Source organism: Serratia sp. Je.1.23.a (assembly GCF_051129805.1).
GTDB lineage: Bacteria > Pseudomonadota > Gammaproteobacteria > Enterobacterales > Enterobacteriaceae > Serratia > Serratia liquefaciens.
In genome coordinates, this window is record NZ_JBCPSR010000001.1 from 351,915 (window position 1) to 369,775 (window position 17,861).

Below are 17,861 nucleotides of genomic sequence, written 5' to 3' on the forward strand. Positions count from 1 at the left end.
ACCTCTTATAAACTTTTAGACATCATTTTCCGATGCGTGTGGATCGACATGATAATGCCGAACCCAGCCATAAGCACAATCAGCGCCGAACCCCCGTAACTGACCAGAGGCAAAGGTACGCCAACTACCGGTAAAATACCACTGACCATACCAATGTTAACAAACACATAAACGAACAAAATCAGCATCAGCCCACCGACCATCACTCGGCCGAAGGTGGTTTGCGCCTTGGCGGCGATCATCAAACCGCGGATGATCACCAGCAGGTATAGCGCCAGCAGCACCAGTACTCCGACCAGCCCCAGCTCCTCGGCCAGCACCGCAAAGATAAAGTCGGTGTGGCGTTCCGGCAGAAATTCCAGTTGTGACTGAGTGCCATGCAGCCAGCCTTTACCGGACAGACCGCCTGAGCCGATGGCAATTTTCGACTGAATAATATGGTAGCCGGCGCCAAGGGGGTCGGTTTCCGGATCGAGCAGCATCATAACGCGGTCGCGCTGATAGCCGTGCATCAGGAAGAACCACAGCACCGGGATAAAGGCCGCCAGCAGCACGGCGGCTACGGCGATCAGCTTCCAGCTCATGCCGGACAGGAATAGCACGAACAGGCCGGAGGCGGCGATCAGAATCGAGGTGCCCAAATCCGGCTGTGCTGCAACCAGCAGCGTAGGCAGGAAAATCAGTACCAGCGCAATCGCCGTATTCTTCAGCGAAGGGGGGCAGACGTCGCGGTTCATAAAGCGGGCTACCATCAGCGGTACCGCGATCTTGGCGATCTCGGACGGCTGGAAACGCACGAAGCCGAGATCCAGCCAGCGCTGGGCGCCTTTACTGATCTGGCCGAAAGCATCCACCAAAATCAGCAGTATCACGCAGAAAATATACAGATACGGTGCCCAGCTTTCATAGACCCGCGGCGGGATTTGCGCCATGACGGCCATGACGATCAACCCCATGACAATCTGGCCGATCTTTCGCTCCATCATGCCGATGTCCTGGCCGCTGGCGCTCCACATCACGAAAGCGCTGTAGACCAGCAGGGCCAGAATTAACAGCAGGAATGTGGGATCGATATGGATTTTGGTCCAGATCGACGCTTTTTGTTGGCTTTCAGTCATGTTCTACCTTAATCACCTTCTACACCAGGCGGCAGCGGAGCCGCGTCCGGTAATTGCGTATTGTTGTCGCCCAGCAAGATATGGTCGAGGATCTGACGAGTGATCGTCCCGACCGCTGGACCGGCACCGCCGTTTTCCAGAATGATGGCGACCGAAACCGTCGGATTATCGAAGGGAGCGAAGGCCGTCATCAGTTTGTGGTCACGCAGGTGCTCTGCGAGTTTGTGGGCGTTATAGGTTTCGTAACCGAATACCTGTGCGGTCCCCGATTTCGCCGCGGCTTTGTATGGCGTACCTGCAAAGTACTTGCGTGCCGTCCCATTTGGGCGGTTGGCCACGCCATACATGCCGTCTTTGGCAATTTCCCAGAAGCCGGAATGAATATCGCCGATCTGCGTGCTCTCTTCCTGCTGGAAAGGCACCAGCACGCCATTGATACGGGTGCTCTGCAGCAGGTGCGGCGTTTTGACGTTGCCGTCGTTAATCAGGGTGGTCAGCGCCTTGGCCATCTGGATCGGCGTCGCCGTCCAATAACCCTGGCCGATACCTACCGGAATGGTGTCCCCCTGATACCAGGGTTTTTTATAGCGCTTGAATTTCCAGTCACGAGTCGGCATCAGGCCGGAACGCTCTTCTGACAGATCGATGCCGGTATATTCGCCGTAACCGAACTTGGTCAGCCAGGTTGACAGGCGATCGATGCCCATGTCGTAAGCGACCTGATAGAAGAAGGTATCCGCGGACTCTTCCAACGCTTTGGTGACGTTCAGGCGGCCGTGGCCCCATTTTTTCCAGTCGCGGAAGCGTTTTTCCGAGCCGGGCAATTGCCACCAGCCGGGATCGAAGACGACGGTGTTCTTGGTGATCACCCCGGCGCTGAGCGCCGAAACGGAAATATACGGCTTCACCGTGGAGGCGGGTGGGTAGAGCCCTTGCGTGGCACGGTTGATCAGCGGCCGGTTCGGATCGTTGAGCAGCCCTTGGTAATCCTTGCTGGAGATGCCGTCGACGAACAGGTTCGGGTCATAGCTGGGGTTGGACACCATAGCCAGAATGCCGCCGGTGCGCGGATCGCTCACCACCACTGCCGCACGGCTGCCCACCAGCAACTGCTCGATATAGCGCTGCAGGTTGAGATCCAGCGTCAGATAGACGTCTTTGCCGGCGGAAGGCGGTTGCTCATGCAATTGGCGGATCACCCGGCCACGGTTGTTGACTTCAACCTCTTCGTAGCCGGTTTTGCCATGCAGGGTTTCTTCGTAATAGCGTTCGATGCCCAGCTTGCCGATGTCGTGCGTCGCAGCGTAGTTGGCCAGCTTGCCGTCTTTATCCAGGCGTTCGACGTCACGGTCGTTGATCTTCGACACGTAGCCGATCACATGGGTCAGGGCGGAACCATAAGGGTAATAGCGACGCTGGTAGCCTTTGACCTCTACGCCGGGGAAGCGGAACTGGTTAACCGCAAAACGCGCCACCTGCACTTCACTCAGGGCGGTTTTCACCGGGATAGAGACGAAACGGCGCGAGCGCTTGCGCTCTTTTTCGAAGTTGGTGATGTCATCATCGGTCAAATCGACCACCGAACGCAGCGCCTGTAGCGTGGCTTTCAGGTCATCGACCTTTTCCGGCATCAACTCCAGTTGGTAGATGGTGCGGTTGAGCGCCAGCGGAGTGCCGTTGCGATCGTAAATAATGCCGCGGCTGGGCGCGATCGGCACCAGTTTGATGCGGTTTTCGTTGGAGCGGGTGCGGTAATCCTCAAAGCGGACGATTTGCAGGTTATACAGATTGGCGATGAGGGTGCCGGTCAGCACCAGGATGACCAAGAACGCCACCAGGGCGCGGCGTACAAACAGGGCGGATTCGGCCGTATAGTCGCGAAAAGGGTTACGTTCTATTTTCATCCCGCTGCTTTATTTCACTCTGTCACTATTACCACCGGTTATTCCCGGTGGTAAGGATGATTTGTTGTAATGCTCCAGGCGCGATAGAGGCTTTCGGCCACCAGCACGCGCACTAAAGGATGCGGTAATGTCAACGGTGAGAGCGACCAACTCTGTTCGGCGGCGGCCTTACACGCCGGGGCCAGCCCTTCCGGGCCGCCAATCAGCAGGCTGACGTTGCGGCCGTCCTGCTTCCAGCGTTCGAGTTGTTGCGCCAACTGCGGCGTTTCCCACGGCGTACCGGGAATATCCAGCGTGACAATGCGATTGCCTTTGCCTACCGCAGCCAGCATCTGCTCGCCTTCCTTTTCCAGAATGCGTTTGATATCGGCATTCTTGCCGCGCTTGCCCGCCGGGATTTCGGTCAGCTCAAACGGCATATCTTTCGGAAAGCGGTGCAGATAATCCATAAAGCCGGTCTGCACCCAGTCTGGCATTTTAGTGCCGACGGCTACCAGTTGCAGTTTCACCGCTTAGCTCCAGAGTTTTTCCAGCTCGTACAACTGACGGCTCTCTTCCTGCATCACGTGAACGATCACGTCACCCAGGTCGACAACGATCCAGTCGGAGGCTTCCTGGCCTTTCATGCCGAACAGTTCCATACCGGCGGTGCGGGCTTCCTGCACCAGGTGGTTGGCGATCGACATCACGTGACGGGTAGAGGTCCCGGTGCAGATGATCATGCAATCGGTGATGCTGGATTTGTCTTGTACATCCAGAGCGATAATGTCTTGGCCTTTCAGGTCATCAATTTTATCGATGACGAAATCTTGGAGCGCTTTACCTTGCAAAGGTTCCCCCTCGGGTGTGTTCTGTTCATTCGACTGCGGCGGGCAACTTGCCCGTTTTGCGGCCTGAATCAATGATAAGTCGGCAGGATGCCGCTGAAAGCCAGCTGGTGACTGCCCGGCCAGCTAAGGATTCCGGGGTTTTCAGCGAATACCTGAAAAATAGCGGCGCAGTATATCACGCGGCTGTTGCTAGCGATATAAACCCTGTAACTCGATATAGCGCTGTACTGAACGCGGCAACAGGTCGTCACAGTTGAGTCCCTGATGGCGACGCTGACGAATTTCCGTGGCCGAAATCTCCAGCTGTGGCGTATCGGCCAGATAAATAAATCCGTGAGGATGCCGGCTGAGCTGGGCGGGATCGCTCACCTGATGTTGCTCCAGCCACTGCTGTAGCTCAGGCGTATCCATGAAATCGTTGTAACCAGGGCGAGCGAGCACCAGCAGATGACAGGTATCCAGCAGCGACTGCCAGCGGTGCCATTTGTGCAGCGTCAACAGCGAGTCCTGGCCAATGATAAACGCCAGAGGCAAGGCGGCGCCACGTTCTTTACGAATGGCTTCCAGCGTCTCGATGGTATAGGAAGGGGTGGTGCGATGCAGTTCACGATCGTCAACCGCAAACAGCGGGTTATCGGCAATGGCCAATTCCACCATTTTCAACCGTTGCTGAGCGTTCGCTTCGGGCTGAGGGCGGTGCGGCGGAACATGGTTCGGCAGCAGCGTGACCCGGTTCAGACCAACCTCTGCGGCCAGCGCTTCCACCGGCCGCAGATGGCCGTAATGGATAGGGTCGAAGGTGCCGCCAAACAGGGCGTGCAGAACGGGAGTGCCTTGCGGATTAGTGGACATCTGAAAAACTCGTGGCCAGAGGTTTGCCGCACAGCAGCATCGACAGGGTTTCCAATTCAGACCAGACCGACTGGCCGTAATCCTGCTTTAGGGTGATTTCTATCTGCGCGAGCAGATGAACCGCTTGCCGCAGCTGGGTGCCGGACAGCCGTTGCAGTGCCTGGGTTACCAGGTTACGGCGGTTTTGCCAAACCTTGTATTGATCGAATAGCGTACGCAAAGGCACTGTCGCCATGCGGCGTTGCAGGTTGAGCAACTGCAGCAGTTCCCGTTGCAGGGTTCGCAGCAGGATCACCGGCTCGACATCTTCCTGCTGCATCTGCTGCAGGATATGCCAGGCGCGTTTGCTTTTTCCGGCCAACAGGGCGTCCAGCCAGTGGAATGGCGTGAAGTGGGCGGCATCGTTCACGGCCAGTTCAACGCGCGGCAGCGTGAGTTTGCCATCCGGATGCAGCAACGACAGTCGCTCCAGCGCCTGCGACAGCGCCAGCAGGTTGCCTTCGTAGCAGTAACACAGCAATTGATTTGCTGCGTCGTCCAGTTCCAGCTTCAGGGTTTTGGCACGTTGGGCGACCCAGCGGGGGAGCTGCGCCTGTTCCGGCGTCTGGCAACTGACGTAAGCGCCGTGCGGGCTGAGCGCCTTGAACCAGGCACTGTTTTCTTGCGCTTTGGTCAGGCGTGGCCCACGCAGCATCAGCAAAATGTCGTCATGCAGCAGTGCGGCCAGTTTGATCAGCTGTTCGCCGATCGGTGCCGTCGGCCCGTTCTCAGGGAAGATCAGCAGCAGCGTCTGACGGCTGGCGAACAGGCTCATGGCCTGACAGATGCTGAAGATGGCATCCCAATCGGTATGGGCGTCGAGCGAAATGCTGTAATGCTCGGTGAACTGCTGCTCTTGGGCCGCGTGGCGGATCAGATCCTGGCTTTCCTGCAGCAGCAGCGGCTCGTTGCCAGTCAATAAATAACAAGCGCGCAGCCCCTCTCGGAGCTGCGCGGCAAGTTGTTCAGGGTAAATACGAATCATTGATCTACGCGACTGGCCGCTTTTTCACCGGCGGCAGCGGCTTTCTGTTGGGTTTCTTCTTCCGCAGCGTGCACCGTCAGCAGCTTACGTACCAGCTGTTGGGCGGCCTGCTCGCGCATTTCCTGGCGAATAATTTCCTGTTCGGAATCTTTTGCCAGTGCGGTCAACGGGTTATCGAAGAACGAACGGAAAACTTTTACGTTTAGCGGATACAGATCGTGACCCGGGATCAGCACCTGTGCCTGAACGGTTAGTACCATTTGGTACTCAGCGGTTTTACCGTCCTGGAAGATAGAGGCGGTATCCTGGCTCTCCGTGGCGCCAATGATGCGCAGGGAAGGGAGATCCTTACGCTTGGCATCCTTGACGATGGTCACGTCGCTGAGACGTAACTGCTCACGCACCGCGCGGGTCAGCGGACCATAAGGGTCCGAGCTGTCCAGCAGCAGTGTCTTCATTTCCGAAGGGACCTGCGTGGTACCACGCAGGTGAAAACCGCAGCCGGCGGTGACCAGCACCGCCAACCCCAGCAACAACGTCAGAATACGATGTCGCACAACGCCTCCTTGTGTTAACCCACAACCAGGTTAAGCAATTTGCCCGGAACATAGATCACTTTACGAACCGTGACCCCGTCCAGATATTTAGCGACCAGATGCTCCTCAGCGGCACGCGCACGTACCTGCTCTTCGGTTGCATCGGCAGCCACGGTGATTTTAGCGCGAACCTTACCGTTGACCTGCACCACCACCAGCTTGGAGTCTTCGACCATAGCCTGCTCGTCGGCTTGCGGCCAGGCTGCGGTATCCACATCGCCTTCACCGCCCAGCGCCTGCCACAGTGAGAAGCACACGTGCGGAGTGAACGGATACAGCATGCGAACGACTGCCAACAGCGCTTCCTGCAGCAGGGCGCGATCTTGCTCGCTCTCTTGCGGTGCACGGGCCAGCTTGTTCATCAGTTCCATCACGGCGGCAATCGCGGTGTTGAAGGTCTGACGACGGCCGATATCGTCGGTCACTTTGGCAATGGTTTTGTGCAGATCGCGGCGCAGCGCTTTCTGATCTTCGCTCAGCGTTGCCACGTTCAGCGGCTGAACGGCGCCTTTTTCCAGGTGTTCGTAGGCCAGTTTCCACACGCGTTTCAGGAAGCGGTTTGCCCCTTCTACGCCGGATTCCTGCCATTCCAGCGTCATTTCTGCCGGTGAAGCAAACATCATGAACAGACGGACGGTATCTGCGCCGTATTTCTCAACCATCACCTGCGGGTCGATGCCGTTGTTTTTCGACTTCGACATTTTGCTCATGCCAGCATAGACCAGTTCACGACCTTGTGGATCGGTGGCTTTGATAATGCGGCCTTTGTCATCACGTTCAACGTTGGCGTCGACCGGGGAAACCCAGACGCGTTCGCCGCTGTTGCCGGTGTAATAGAAGGCGTCTGCCAGCACCATGCCCTGGCACAGCAGGCGTTTTGCCGGCTCGTCGGAGTCGACCAGGCCAGCGTCACGCAGCAGCTTGTGGAAGAAGCGGAAATACATCAGGTGCATGATGGCGTGTTCGATGCCGCCGACATACTGATCGACCGGCAGCCAGTAGTTGGCAGCGGCTGGATCCAGCATCCCCTGGTCGTACTGCGGGCAGGTATAGCGCGCGTAGTACCAGGACGACTCCATAAAGGTGTCGAAGGTGTCGGTTTCGCGCAGCGCCGGTTGGCCGTTAACGGTGGTTTTCGCCCACTCAGGATCGGCTTTGATCGGGCTGGTAATGCCATCCATCACCACGTCTTCCGGCAGGATCACCGGCAGCTGGTCTTCTGGAGTTGGCATCACGGTACCGTCTTCCAGCGTGACCATCGGGATTGGTGCGCCCCAATAACGTTGGCGGGAAACGCCCCAGTCGCGCAGACGGTAGTTAACCTTGCGCTGACCAACGCCTTTGGCGACCAGTTTGTCGGCAATGGCGTTGAAACCGTCTTGGTGATCCAGGCCGTCAAACTCGCCGGAGTTGAACAGCGTGCCTTTCTCGGTCATCGCTTCGGCTTGTACATCCGGTTGGCTGCCGTCGAGGGCCAGAACGACCGGTTTGATTGGCAGGCCGTATTTGGTGGCGAATTCCCAGTCGCGCTGATCGTGAGCCGGAACCGCCATCACCGCGCCGGTACCGTATTCCATCAGCACAAAGTTGGCGACCCAAATTGGCACTTGCTCGCCGGACAGCGGATGGATGGCGAACAGGCCGGTCGGCATGCCCTTTTTCTCCATCGTCGCCATTTCGGCTTCGGCTACTTTGGTGTTACGGCACTCTTCGATAAATTCAGCCAGCGCCGGGTTGTTCACCGCGCCTTGCTGCGCCAATGGGTGACCTGCGGCTACGGCCACGTAGGTCGCGCCCATAAAGGTGTCAGGACGGGTGGTGTAAACCGTCAGCTTTTCGTCGCTGCCCGCTACGTCAAAGGTGATATCCACCCCTTCGGAACGGCCAATCCAGTTGCGCTGCATGGTTTTCACCTGTTCTGGCCAGCTTTCCAGCGTGTCCAGATCGTTGAGCAGCTGATCGGCGTAGTCGGTGATTTTGATAAACCACTGTGGGATCTCTTTACGCTCAACCTTGGTGTCGCAGCGCCAGCAGCAGCCGTCGATCACCTGCTCGTTGGCCAGCACGGTCAGATCGTGTGGGCACCAGTTCACCGCGGAAGTCTTCTTGTAGACCAGGCCTTTTTCGTACAGCTTGGTGAAGAACCACTGTTCCCAACGGTAGTAGTCCGGATCGCAGGTGGCGATCTCGCGATCCCAGTCATAGCCGAAGCCCAGCAGTTTCAGCTGGTTCTTCATGTATTCGATATTGTCGTAGGTCCACGGAGCCGGTGCGGTGTTGTTTTTAACCGCAGCGCCTTCCGCCGGCAGGCCGAACGCATCCCAGCCGATGGGCTGTAGCACGTTTTTACCTAGCATGCGCTGGTAGCGCGAGATCACGTCGCCGATAGTGTAGTTACGAACGTGCCCCATGTGCAGACGGCCTGATGGGTACGGCAGCATGGATAGGCAGTAATACTTTTCCTTGCTCGCATCTTCGGTAACTTTGAAAGTTTGCTTCTCTTCCCAGTGAAGCTGTACGTTCGATTCTATGTCTTCTGGACGGTATTGCTCTTGCATGGCGGCTGGTGGTCCTGTAGGTGTAAAACAGCTACATCCGTAGCATTCTGTTGAGTACTTATAGATCCGCATAGCATAGCTGATAAGACCTCCCGGCAACAACACCAAGCGCCCGACTCGACGTATTTAAAAAATACCGGCCATGACAAGACTCACATCTTGAGGAAACCATGTCTTGCCAAGTGACATCAGCAATTTACGGCTAAAATGATAAGGGATAGTTTATACCCGTCATCTTTCAAGCTGCAGCGTTGTTACCTGCTTACAAGACCCATCCATGGGTCCTTGCCCTTTCAGGGCCGCTGCAAGCAGCGTTCAAATCTGTTCCCGACAGATTTGTCGCTCACCCCAGTGACTTACTAAAGTAAGCGCCTGGGCATGAGCGAGCTGGGCGCTTAGCTGCAACTCGAAAGCTATAGGGTATGGGAGGTAGGCCCAGTCACGTAAGTTCATCGAGGAGAGATTATGAACAAGGTTGCTCAGTACTACCGCGAATTGGTGGCATCTCTGACAGAACGCCTGAAAAATGGCGAGCGTGATATTGACTCGCTGGTCGCGAGCGCAGAAAAACGGCTAAACGAAGCGGGTGAACTGACGCGCGACGAAGTTGAGCAGGTTACACAGGCGGTACGGCGCGATCTGGAAGAGTTCGCTCGCAGTTATCAGGAGAGCCGGGACGAGTTCACCGACAGCGTTTTCATGCGGGTTATCAAGGAAAGCCTGTGGCAGGAGCTGGCGGATATTACCGACAAAACTCAGTTGGAATGGCGCGAGGTGTTCAAGGACGTCAGCCACCATGGCGTTTACCACAGCGGTGAGGTTGTCGGGCTGGGTAATCTGGTGTGCGAAAAATGCCACCATCATTTGGCGTTTTACACGCCGGAAGTGCTGCCGCTGTGCCCGAAATGCGGTCATGACCAGTTCCAGCGTCGGCCTTTCGAACCTTAAGCTTGCTACGCGCCCTGGCCTCTCCGCTGGAAAAGGTCAGGGCAGGCGCTGCTCTTAGCCAAACAGTTTTTTCATCAGGTTGCCAAGAAAGCTTCCGCCAGCCGAGGCCGTAGCCACTTCAGCCTGCGGGGCTGTGTCGATTTTGGCCGGCACTTTCTGTGCCACCGCAACCCGGCTTTCCTGAGCGGCTTTTTCTGCTGCTTCAGGGCCGTAAGCAAAGCCTTCCGCCAGCACGAACTCGACGTCGGTAATGCCGATAAACGCCAGGAACAGCTTCAGGTACGGCGTGATCAGATCGGTTGGCGTATCCGCGTGGATACCGCCGCGGCTGGAGATCACAATCGCTTTCTTGCCGGTGACCAGACCTTCAGAGCCTTCAGAGGTGTAGCGGAAGGTTTGGCCAGCGCGCGCCACCAGGTCGAAATAGATTTTCAACTGCGTCGGGATGTTGAAGTTGTACATCGGCGCGCTGATGATAATGGTGTCGTGCGATTTCAGCTCGGCGATCAGCTCATCGGAAAGTGCCAGCGTCTTTTGCTGATGCGGTGTTAAAGGTTTGTCACCGGCGCTAAACCCGCCAATCACTTCACCATCCAGCTCCGGCAGTGTCGGGTTGGCTAAATCGCGAACCGTAAAGCTGTCATTGGGGTGTGCTTCATGCCACTGTTGAACAAAAAAATCGACTAATTTTCCAGACTGGGAGTAATCACCCAGGATACTTGATTTCAGGACCAGTATACGACTCATTGGGCTATCTCCAGGCTTGGTCTAAGGTATCAGCGATGCTGTGCGTTTAACAGCATCTTAGAGGCAAGCCTGGCCCAGTGATAGCGTAAAAATTCGCTGAGTTAAATCAAAAATATTGAATATTAGGGCAGTTTCCCGCCCGGTGGTCAATAGCGGGCTACGCGCTCGGCCAACAGATCGATAAAGCCTTCGCGATCGATATCGGTCAGCACTTCAACGTTGGCCGGCTTGCTGTTCTGGCCGAAGGTATCCACCACGGTCATGCCGAGGGTATATTCCCCTTTGGTTTCCACGCCGACCCAGCGTTCGATACTGTCAAACAGCTGTGGTGCCAGCAGCCAGGCGATGGTGCAGGGGTCGTGCATCGCGGCACCGGGCAGCCCACGCGGATGGCTAAGGTACAGCGGCAGGTAGAAGTCGAGCATTTCGGCCACCGCCTGCGCCACCGGGTTGTTTATCTGACGGATGCGTTCGATATCCTGTGGCAGCACCAGCGCCTGGTGAGTCACGTTCAGCCCGGCCATGGTCAGCGGTACGCCGGATTTCAGCACCATTTCGGCGGCTTCGGGATCGACATAGATGTTGAACTCTGCCACCGGGGTGGTGTTGCCGGCATTCATACCTCCCCCCATAAACACGATGCGTTCAATGTTGCCTTTCAGCTCTGGGTGTTGGGCCAGCAGCAGGGCGATATTGGTCATGGGGCCGGTGACCACCAGCGTGATCGGCTGCGGACTGCTGCGTAGCAGGCTGGCGATCAGCTCTACGGCAGTTTGCGCCACCGGCTGGATGGCGGGCGTTGGCAGATGGGTATTGCCCATGCCGGTTTTGCCGTGAACGTAGTCGGCAATCACCAGGTCTCGCATCAACGGCGCGGCAGCACCGGCAGCGACGGGAATGTCTTCACGCTTCATCAACGTCAACAGACCCAGCGCATTGTGCAGGGTTTTTTCCGGCGTCTGGTTACCGGCGGAGGTGGTAATGGCCTTTACGTCCAATTCTGGTGAACTCAGCGCCATGGCAAGGGCAATGGCATCGTCCAGACCAGGGTCGCAATCGATAATGATAGGGCGGGGCATGTTTATCTCCTTATTTGTTATCCAATGAGCATCGGATCAAAATCGGAGAGAAACAAGTGCTTTTAGTGCCGGAAAGAGGGAATGAAACTGCGCCCCGGGCGGGGCGCAGGCGAGGCATCAGTGCAGGATTTTCGCCAGGAAGTCCTTCGCCCGTTCGGACTCCGGATTGTTGAAGAAGTCGTCTTTATTACGGTCTTCGACGATTTTGCCTTCATCCATAAAGATCACCCGGTTCGCCACTTTACGGGCAAAGCCCATCTCGTGGGTTACCACCATCATGGTCATGCCTTCATTGGCCAGTTCGACCATAACGTCCAGCACTTCGTTGATCATTTCCGGATCGAGCGCCGAAGTGGGCTCATCGAACAGCATGGCGATAGGATCCATGCACAGCGCTCGGGCGATAGCCACGCGTTGCTGCTGGCCGCCGGAAAGCTGGCCGGGGAACTTGTTGGCGTGTGCGGTCAGGCCGACGCGCTCCAGCAGTTTCAGGCCTTTCTCGCGCGAGGCGTCTTTGTCGCGTTTGAGCACTTTCACCTGCGCCAGCGTCAGGTTATCGATGATCGACAGGTGCGGGAAAAGCTCGAAGTGCTGGAATACCATACCGACCTTGGAACGCAGCTGCGCCAGATTGGTTTTCTTGTCGTTGACCGGAGTACCGTTCACCAGGATATTGCCCTGCTGGATCGGCTCCAGACCGTTGACGGTTTTGATCAGGGTAGACTTGCCCGAGCCTGAAGGACCGCAGACCACCACCACCTCGCCTTTTTTTACTTCGGTGGTGCAATCGGTCAGAACCTGAAAGTGACCGTACCACTTAGAAACATTTTTCAGGGATATCATCAAACAGTCCTTTTCTTCAAATAGCTTACCAGCGCCGAGGCGGCGAGACTGATAACAAAGTAGACAAAGCCGGCAAACAGGATCATTTCAACCTGGGTGCCGTCGCGCTCGCCAATGGTCGAGGCGGTACGGAAGAAGTCAGCCAGGCTCAGTACGTACACCAGGGAGGTATCCTGGAACAGTACGATGCCCTGGGTCAGCAGCAGCGGCACCATGGCGCGGAACGCCTGCGGCAGGATCACCAGCTTCATTGACTGCCATTGGGTCATGCCCAGTGCCAGCGCGGCGGAGGACTGGCCGCGGGAGATGCTGATGATACCGGCGCGGATAATTTCCGAGTAATAAGCCGCTTCAAACAGGGAAAAGGCTACCATAGCCGAGATCAGGCGAATATCGGTTTTCGGCGACAGCCCTAGAACCTGTTGTAATAAGCTTGGAACCACCAGATAGAACCACAGCAGCACCATCACCAGCGGGACGGAGCGGAACAGGTTGACGTAAACGGCAGCGAACCAGCTGATCGGTTTGATGGGCGACAAGCGCATTACCGCCAGAACGGTTCCCCACAGAATACCGACGACGATGGCGGTCACGGTGATCTTCAGCGTGATCAACAGGCCCTGCAGCAGATAAGGGAAACTTGGGACAATCGATGCCCAGTCAAATTCGTACATTATTTACTCCCCAAGTTGCCGGGCAACTGCACTTTTCTCTCTACCAACCGCATAAACAGCATGATCACGGCGTTGATGGCGATATAGGCCAGCGTAATCGCGGTAAAGGATTCATAGGCGTGCGCAGAGTAGTCCAGCAGTTTGCCGGCCTGGGCAGCCATGTCGACCAACCCGATAGTGGAAGCGATGGCGGAGTTTTTGACCAGGTTGAGCATTTCCGAGGTCATCGGCGGCACAATCACCCGGTAGGCATTCGGCAACAGCACGTAGCGGTAGGTTTGCGGCAGCGTCAGGCCCATCGCCAACCCGGCCGCTCTTTGACCGCGCGGCAGTGACTGAATGGCAGCACGTACCTGCTCGCAGACGCGAGCGGCGGTAAACAGCCCGAGGCACAGCATCGAGGAAACAAAGAATTGCACGTTAGGATCGAGTTCGGTTTTGAACCACATGCCGATATTCGCCGGCAGCAGTTCCGGGATCACCAGATACCAGGTAAAGAATTGGACGATCAGCGGCACATTACGGAACAGTTCGACGTAACAGGTACCGAGGGTGGAAAGAAAGCGGTTGGGCACGGTACGCAAAATACCGAATAGCGAACCGACAAAGAAAGCGATAATCCATGCACAGACGGAGAGGGCTACCGTGACCTGAAAGCCGGACCAAATCCAGCCGAGGTAGGTGGTATTCCCAAACGGGGCCTGCTGCAGGAAGATACCCCAGTTCCAATCTATTGACATAACAAACTCCGTTAAGCGGGCGCAGAGCGCCTAAAGATTGATGACTATTCAACGCCGAGGGCGCCGCGGCCAGTCGGGCTGACTTATGTGTGCGGGCATCGGTAATGCGTTATGGGAAAAATACGGGAGGGGAACGGCCTCCCGTATTCCTGTCTGTCCCAGCCATCAACAGGGCTGGTTTGGCCTGGCGGCCGCCCCAGCTCTTGTTCTATTAGTTCAATGCTTTATCGTTAGGCTCTTTGAACAGTTGCTTCATGTCGTCGGACAGTTCGAAGTTCATGTTGAGGTTCTTCGGTGGAATAGGCTGTTTGAACCACTTATCAAACCATTTTGTTGCTTCGCCTGAAGTTTGAGCCTGAGCGATGGTGTCATCGACCAGTTTCTTGAACTCAGGATCGTCTTTACGCAGCATACAGCCGTAGGCTTCTTTCGACTGCGGTGTGCCCAGAATTTCCCATTGGTCCGGCTTCTTCGCTTTCGCGCGTTCACCCGCCAGCAGGGCGTCATCCATCATAAAGGCTACTGCACGACCGCTTTCCAGGGTACGGAAGGAGTCGCCGTGGTCTTTGGCGCTGATGATGCGCATGTTCATCTTGCCGCTGTCGTTCAGTTTATTGAGCAGCACTTCAGAGGTGGTGCCTGAGGTCACCACGACAGGTTTGCCCGCCAGATCCTTGAAGTCTTTGACGTCAGAGCCTTTTTTCACCAGCAGACGGGTACCGACCACGAAGATGGTATCGGAGAAGGCCGCCTGTTTTTGGCGTTCGAGGTTGTTGGTGGTCGAGCCGCATTCGAAGTCAAAGGTGCCGTTTTGCAGCAGCGGGATACGGTTCTGTGAGGTGATCGGCAGCATTTTGACCTGCAGATCAGGAGCGTTCAATTTTTTCTTAACCGCTTCAACGATTTGGTTGGAGTAGTCCTGGGAGTAACCCACAACTTTTTGCTGGTTGTCGTAGTAGGAGAACGGCACTGACGATTCGCGGTGGCCGACAACGATCACGCCGTTGTCTTTGATTTTCTTCAGCGTACCGGTCAGTTCTTCCGCATGGGCTACGTTACCTGCCATACCGATCAGCAGTAACGATAACGCCAATTTACGCATTTGCATGGTCCAACTCCTTTGCTGTTGTGGTGGCTCAAATTCAAAGAGCATCAGATTCTAAATGGAGATTTATTGCTCAAGTATAAAGATAGTCTTAGAACACATAACCGTTAGAAAATAGCCGATTGTGAATGGATTGAAACTAAAATGTTTCTTTTTTTGAGACGCCACGCGCACCAAATTAATGCAACAAAACCCCAATGCACCTTTGTGGTGCCGGTCATGCTCTTGAGTTGTGCACAGGTGCGACAAAACGTCAGTAAAAGTAAATCGGCTCTCTATAACAGCGTAATTAAAGCAAGGAGTGTGCCAGAAGCATTGATTTGGCGATGCTTTATGCTAGCCGCGTGGGAGAGTACGGCGTGGAAAGCTGCAAGGTGGATGAGGGAAACGGGGCGCTGACGGGCAGCGCCCCGGGGGCTTATTTACGGCGCAGGCCGAGGATCAACGCCAGGCCGCCAAGCAGCAGGGTGATTATCCACAATGGCGTGGCGCCAAAACGGGCATAAGGCGTTATGCCGGTGGTTGGTGTGACTTTCACCTCCAGCACCTTGCGGGTGAACTGAGGGATCTCTGCGATCACCTCACCGTTGGCGTCTACCGCGGCGGTGACGCCGTTATTGGTGCTGCGCAACAGAGGGCGACCCAGCTCCAGAGCACGCATGCGTGCCATCTGGAAGTGCTGCCATGGGCCGATGGAATGGCCGAACCAGGCATCGTTGGAGATGGTCAGCAGGAAGTTGGTGTCCGGCCGGAAGTTGTCGCGAACCTGCTGGCCGAGAACAATCTCATAACAGATCGCCGCCGTCAGGTTATAGCCTTTCACGCTGAGCTGTGGCTGGACGTAGTCGCCACGACTGAATGAAGACATCGGTAAATCGAAGAACGGTGCCAGCGGGCGCAGCAGCGTTTCCAGCGGTACAAACTCGCCAAACGGCACCAGATGGTGCTTGTTATAGCGGTCCTTGGCCGGATAAACGTACGGCGTCGGCTCGCCCAGCACGATGGCGCTGTTGTAGATTTGCTGGCCCTGCGGCGTAGCACGCACATCAACAATACCGGTGATCAGGCTGCTGTTTTTGGCGCGCATCAGGTCATCCATCATGGTCAGGAAGCCGTTCTGGCTGGCTTCGTAATCCGGAATGGCAGACTCCGGCCAGATGATGATCGGCGTTTTGCCCATATAAGGACGCGTTTCGTCCAAATAGGTTTGCAAGGTGCTGACCAACGCTTTCGGATCCCACTTCATCGACTGAGCGATATTGCCCTGCACCATCGCGACGTTGACCGCCTTGTCCGGTTGCGGGGTAAACCAGTGCAGCTGGCGCAACGGCCACGGCAGCAACAGCAGTGCGATGGCAACCCCTGCCGCGGCGATCCGGCGTTGATTCACGGCGTACACCAACAGCCCGGCGATCGCCATCAGCACAAAGGTGATGGTATCTACCCCGAGCAACGGCGCCACGCCTTTCAGCGGGCCGTTAATCTGGCTGTAGCCAAATTGCAGCCAGGGGAAACCGGTCAGCACCCAGCCACGTAAAAACTCGGTGACTTGCCACAATACGGGCGCGGCAATCGCTAAACGGTACCAACTGGTGGTCGGCCACAGACGTGCCAGTAACCCGGCGAACAGCCCGGTATACAGCGACAGGTAAGCCGCCAGCAGCACGACCAGGAAAATGTTGATGGAGAAAGGCATGCCGCCGAAGTCGGCAATGCTGACGTAAACCCAGTTGATTCCCGTCCCGAACAGACCGAAACCCCAGCAAAAACCGAGCAAGGCAGACTGTTTGGTGGTGCGGTTCAGGGTTACGGCCAACAGGCCGAACAGAGAGACAAGGGCCGCCGGCCAGATATCGTAAGGAGAAAACGCCAGCGTGCCGCTGGCGCCGGTCAACAGCGCCTGCAGGGCGCGAACCCACTGGCGTTCAAGGAAAGAGGCTTTAGCCATGTTTGATTTATTCTTCCAGTTTCGGTTGCGGAGAATCGTCCGGAATTTTTACATGAACCTGGATGATACGTCGACTGTCCGCCATCGCAACTTTAAATAGGTAACCTTCGATTTCAATGGTTTCCCCGCGTGCAGGCAGGTGACCGAAGGCCTGCATCACCAGGCCGCCGATGGTGTCGACCTCGTCGTCGCTGAAGTGGGTGCCGAAGGCTTCGTTGAAGTCTTCAATCGGCGCCAGCGCTCGCACGGTATACATATGGCGGCTGAGCTGGCGGATATCCAGATCGTCTTCGTCGTCATATTCGTCTTCGATTTCGCCGACAATCAGTTCCAGAATATCTTCGATGGTGACCAGGCCGGACACGCCACCGAACTCGTCAATGACAATCGCCATGTGATAACGCTGGGAGCGGAACTCCTTCAGCATCCGGTCTACTCGCTTGCTTTCAGGCACCACCACGGCGGTGCGCAGCACCTTGTCGATGCTGAATTCCTCGGATTCCGCGCGCATAAACGGCAGCAGATCCTTGGCCATCAGAATGCCTTCGATGTGATCTTTATCTTCGCTGATCACCGGGAAGCGCGAGTGGGCGGATTCAATGATCACGTCCAGGCACTCTTCCAGCGTTTGGTTACGCTTGAGCGTCACCATCTGGGAGCGCGGGATCATGATATCGCGCACGCGCTGCTCGGCGATATCCATCACGCCTTCCAGCATGTCTCGGGTATCGGGATCGATCAGGTCGTTTTGCTCGGAATCACGGATCAGCTCTACCAGATCGCCACGGTTTTTGGGTTCGCCGTGGAACAGCTGGTTAAGGATAAGAGTAAAGAACCCCTTCTTGGGACTGGGGCTGTCATTGCTTTGTGAATGGTCGTCGCTCATGGCGTTTTA

General features: G+C 56.2%; 17 protein-coding genes. 1 reads left to right on the plus strand and 16 read right to left on the minus strand.

Going from position 1 to position 17,861, the window contains the following annotated elements; translation table 11 throughout:
- Positions 1–5 precede the first annotated feature (5 nt).
- The 8 genes from mrdB to leuS form a co-directional block, all read right to left on the minus strand.
- Positions 6–1,118, minus strand: a complete 1,113-nt coding sequence (gene mrdB / locus AAZT04_RS01745) for a peptidoglycan glycosyltransferase MrdB (RefSeq protein ID WP_020825616.1) — start codon at positions 1,116–1,118, stop codon at positions 6–8.
- Between the two features lie 8 nt (positions 1,119–1,126).
- Positions 1,127–3,022 (minus strand): peptidoglycan DD-transpeptidase MrdA, encoded by a 1,896-nt coding sequence (gene mrdA, locus AAZT04_RS01750; RefSeq protein ID WP_115059646.1) that lies wholly within the window; start codon positions 3,020–3,022, stop codon positions 1,127–1,129.
- Between the two features lie 38 nt (positions 3,023–3,060).
- The gene (gene rlmH, locus AAZT04_RS01755) at positions 3,061–3,531 is read right to left on the minus strand and encodes a 23S rRNA (pseudouridine(1915)-N(3))-methyltransferase RlmH (protein WP_004949595.1); all 471 of its coding nucleotides are present in this window, start codon (positions 3,529–3,531) and stop codon (positions 3,061–3,063) included.
- Positions 3,532–3,534: 3 nt separating this feature from the next.
- Positions 3,535–3,852, minus strand: a complete 318-nt coding sequence (gene rsfS, locus AAZT04_RS01760) for a ribosome silencing factor (RefSeq protein ID WP_020825618.1) — start codon at positions 3,850–3,852, stop codon at positions 3,535–3,537.
- Positions 3,853–4,041: 189 nt separating this feature from the next.
- Entirely contained in the window at positions 4,042–4,704 is a 663-nt protein-coding gene (nadD, locus tag AAZT04_RS01765; RefSeq protein WP_046374291.1) for a nicotinate-nucleotide adenylyltransferase, read from the minus strand.
- A complete protein-coding gene (gene holA / locus AAZT04_RS01770) occupies positions 4,694–5,728 on the minus strand; it encodes a DNA polymerase III subunit delta (protein ID WP_020825620.1) in 1,035 nt (344 codons plus the stop codon). Before holA ends, nadD begins: the two co-directional genes overlap by 11 nt.
- On the minus strand, positions 5,725–6,285 hold the full coding sequence (gene lptE / locus AAZT04_RS01775) for an LPS assembly lipoprotein LptE (protein WP_046374290.1): 561 nt from the start codon (positions 6,283–6,285) through the stop codon (positions 5,725–5,727). Before lptE ends, holA begins: the two co-directional genes overlap by 4 nt.
- A 14-nt stretch (positions 6,286–6,299) precedes the next feature.
- Entirely contained in the window at positions 6,300–8,882 is a 2,583-nt protein-coding gene (gene leuS / locus AAZT04_RS01780; protein ID WP_048759487.1) for a leucine--tRNA ligase, read from the minus strand.
- A 465-nt stretch (positions 8,883–9,347) separates the two neighbouring features.
- Here leuS and AAZT04_RS01785 point away from each other — a divergent pair, with 465 nt between their 5' ends.
- Entirely contained in the window at positions 9,348–9,830 is a 483-nt protein-coding gene (locus AAZT04_RS01785) for a zinc ribbon-containing protein (RefSeq protein WP_020825623.1), read from the plus strand.
- A gap of 54 nt (positions 9,831–9,884) precedes the next feature.
- Here the strand turns inward: AAZT04_RS01785 and AAZT04_RS01790 are convergent, their stop codons facing one another.
- The 8 genes from AAZT04_RS01790 to corC form a co-directional block, all read right to left on the minus strand.
- A complete protein-coding gene (locus tag AAZT04_RS01790) occupies positions 9,885–10,577 on the minus strand; it encodes an FMN-dependent NADH-azoreductase (RefSeq protein ID WP_020825624.1) in 693 nt (230 codons plus the stop codon).
- A gap of 146 nt (positions 10,578–10,723) precedes the next feature.
- A complete protein-coding gene (rihA, locus tag AAZT04_RS01795; protein WP_129983900.1) occupies positions 10,724–11,656 on the minus strand; it encodes a pyrimidine-specific ribonucleoside hydrolase RihA in 933 nt (310 codons plus the stop codon).
- 117 nt (positions 11,657–11,773) lie between these two features.
- A complete protein-coding gene (locus AAZT04_RS01800) occupies positions 11,774–12,499 on the minus strand; it encodes an amino acid ABC transporter ATP-binding protein (RefSeq protein ID WP_020825626.1) in 726 nt (241 codons plus the stop codon).
- Positions 12,499–13,173: a glutamate/aspartate ABC transporter permease GltK gene (gene gltK, locus AAZT04_RS01805; protein WP_020825627.1), complete on the minus strand. Its 675-nt coding sequence runs from the start codon at positions 13,171–13,173 to the stop codon at positions 12,499–12,501. Before gltK ends, AAZT04_RS01800 begins: the two co-directional genes overlap by 1 nt.
- Positions 13,173–13,913, minus strand: a complete 741-nt coding sequence (locus AAZT04_RS01810; protein WP_017891917.1) for an amino acid ABC transporter permease — start codon at positions 13,911–13,913, stop codon at positions 13,173–13,175. Before AAZT04_RS01810 ends, gltK begins: the two co-directional genes overlap by 1 nt.
- 211 nt (positions 13,914–14,124) lie before the next feature.
- Positions 14,125–15,021: an amino acid ABC transporter substrate-binding protein gene (locus AAZT04_RS01815; RefSeq protein ID WP_020825628.1), complete on the minus strand. Its 897-nt coding sequence runs from the start codon at positions 15,019–15,021 to the stop codon at positions 14,125–14,127.
- Positions 15,022–15,436: 415 nt separating this feature from the next.
- Positions 15,437–16,966 carry an apolipoprotein N-acyltransferase gene (gene lnt / locus AAZT04_RS01820; protein WP_434678800.1) on the minus strand — a complete coding sequence of 510 codons (1,530 nt, stop codon included), beginning with the start codon at positions 16,964–16,966 and terminating at the stop codon, positions 15,437–15,439.
- Between the two features lie 7 nt (positions 16,967–16,973).
- A complete protein-coding gene (gene corC / locus AAZT04_RS01825; protein ID WP_012005653.1) occupies positions 16,974–17,852 on the minus strand; it encodes a CNNM family magnesium/cobalt transport protein CorC in 879 nt (292 codons plus the stop codon).
- Positions 17,853–17,861: the final 9 nt, after the last annotated feature.

Coding starts and splice junctions, on each gene's coding strand:
- mrdB (WP_020825616.1), bottom strand. CDS start 1,118: ATGACTGAAAGCCAACAAAAAGCGTCGATCTGGACCAAAATCCATATC.
- mrdA (WP_115059646.1), bottom strand. CDS start 3,022: ATGAAAATAGAACGTAACCCTTTTCGCGACTATACGGCCGAATCCGCC.
- nadD (WP_046374291.1), bottom strand. CDS start 4,704: ATGTCCACTAATCCGCAAGGCACTCCCGTTCTGCACGCCCTGTTTGGC.
- holA (WP_020825620.1), bottom strand. CDS start 5,728: ATGATTCGTATTTACCCTGAACAACTTGCCGCGCAGCTCCGAGAGGGG.
- leuS (WP_048759487.1), bottom strand. CDS start 8,882: ATGCAAGAGCAATACCGTCCAGAAGACATAGAATCGAACGTACAGCTT.
- AAZT04_RS01785 (WP_020825623.1), top strand. CDS start 9,348: ATGAACAAGGTTGCTCAGTACTACCGCGAATTGGTGGCATCTCTGACA.
- AAZT04_RS01790 (WP_020825624.1), bottom strand. CDS start 10,577: ATGAGTCGTATACTGGTCCTGAAATCAAGTATCCTGGGTGATTACTCC.
- rihA (WP_129983900.1), bottom strand. CDS start 11,656: ATGCCCCGCCCTATCATTATCGATTGCGACCCTGGTCTGGACGATGCC.
- AAZT04_RS01800 (WP_020825626.1), bottom strand. CDS start 12,499: ATGATATCCCTGAAAAATGTTTCTAAGTGGTACGGTCACTTTCAGGTT.
- gltK (WP_020825627.1), bottom strand. CDS start 13,173: ATGTACGAATTTGACTGGGCATCGATTGTCCCAAGTTTCCCTTATCTG.
- AAZT04_RS01810 (WP_017891917.1), bottom strand. CDS start 13,913: ATGTCAATAGATTGGAACTGGGGTATCTTCCTGCAGCAGGCCCCGTTT.
- AAZT04_RS01815 (WP_020825628.1), bottom strand. CDS start 15,021: ATGCAAATGCGTAAATTGGCGTTATCGTTACTGCTGATCGGTATGGCA.
- lnt (WP_434678800.1), bottom strand. CDS start 16,966: ATGGCTAAAGCCTCTTTCCTTGAACGCCAGTGGGTTCGCGCCCTGCAG.
- corC (WP_012005653.1), bottom strand. CDS start 17,852: ATGAGCGACGACCATTCACAAAGCAATGACAGCCCCAGTCCCAAGAAG.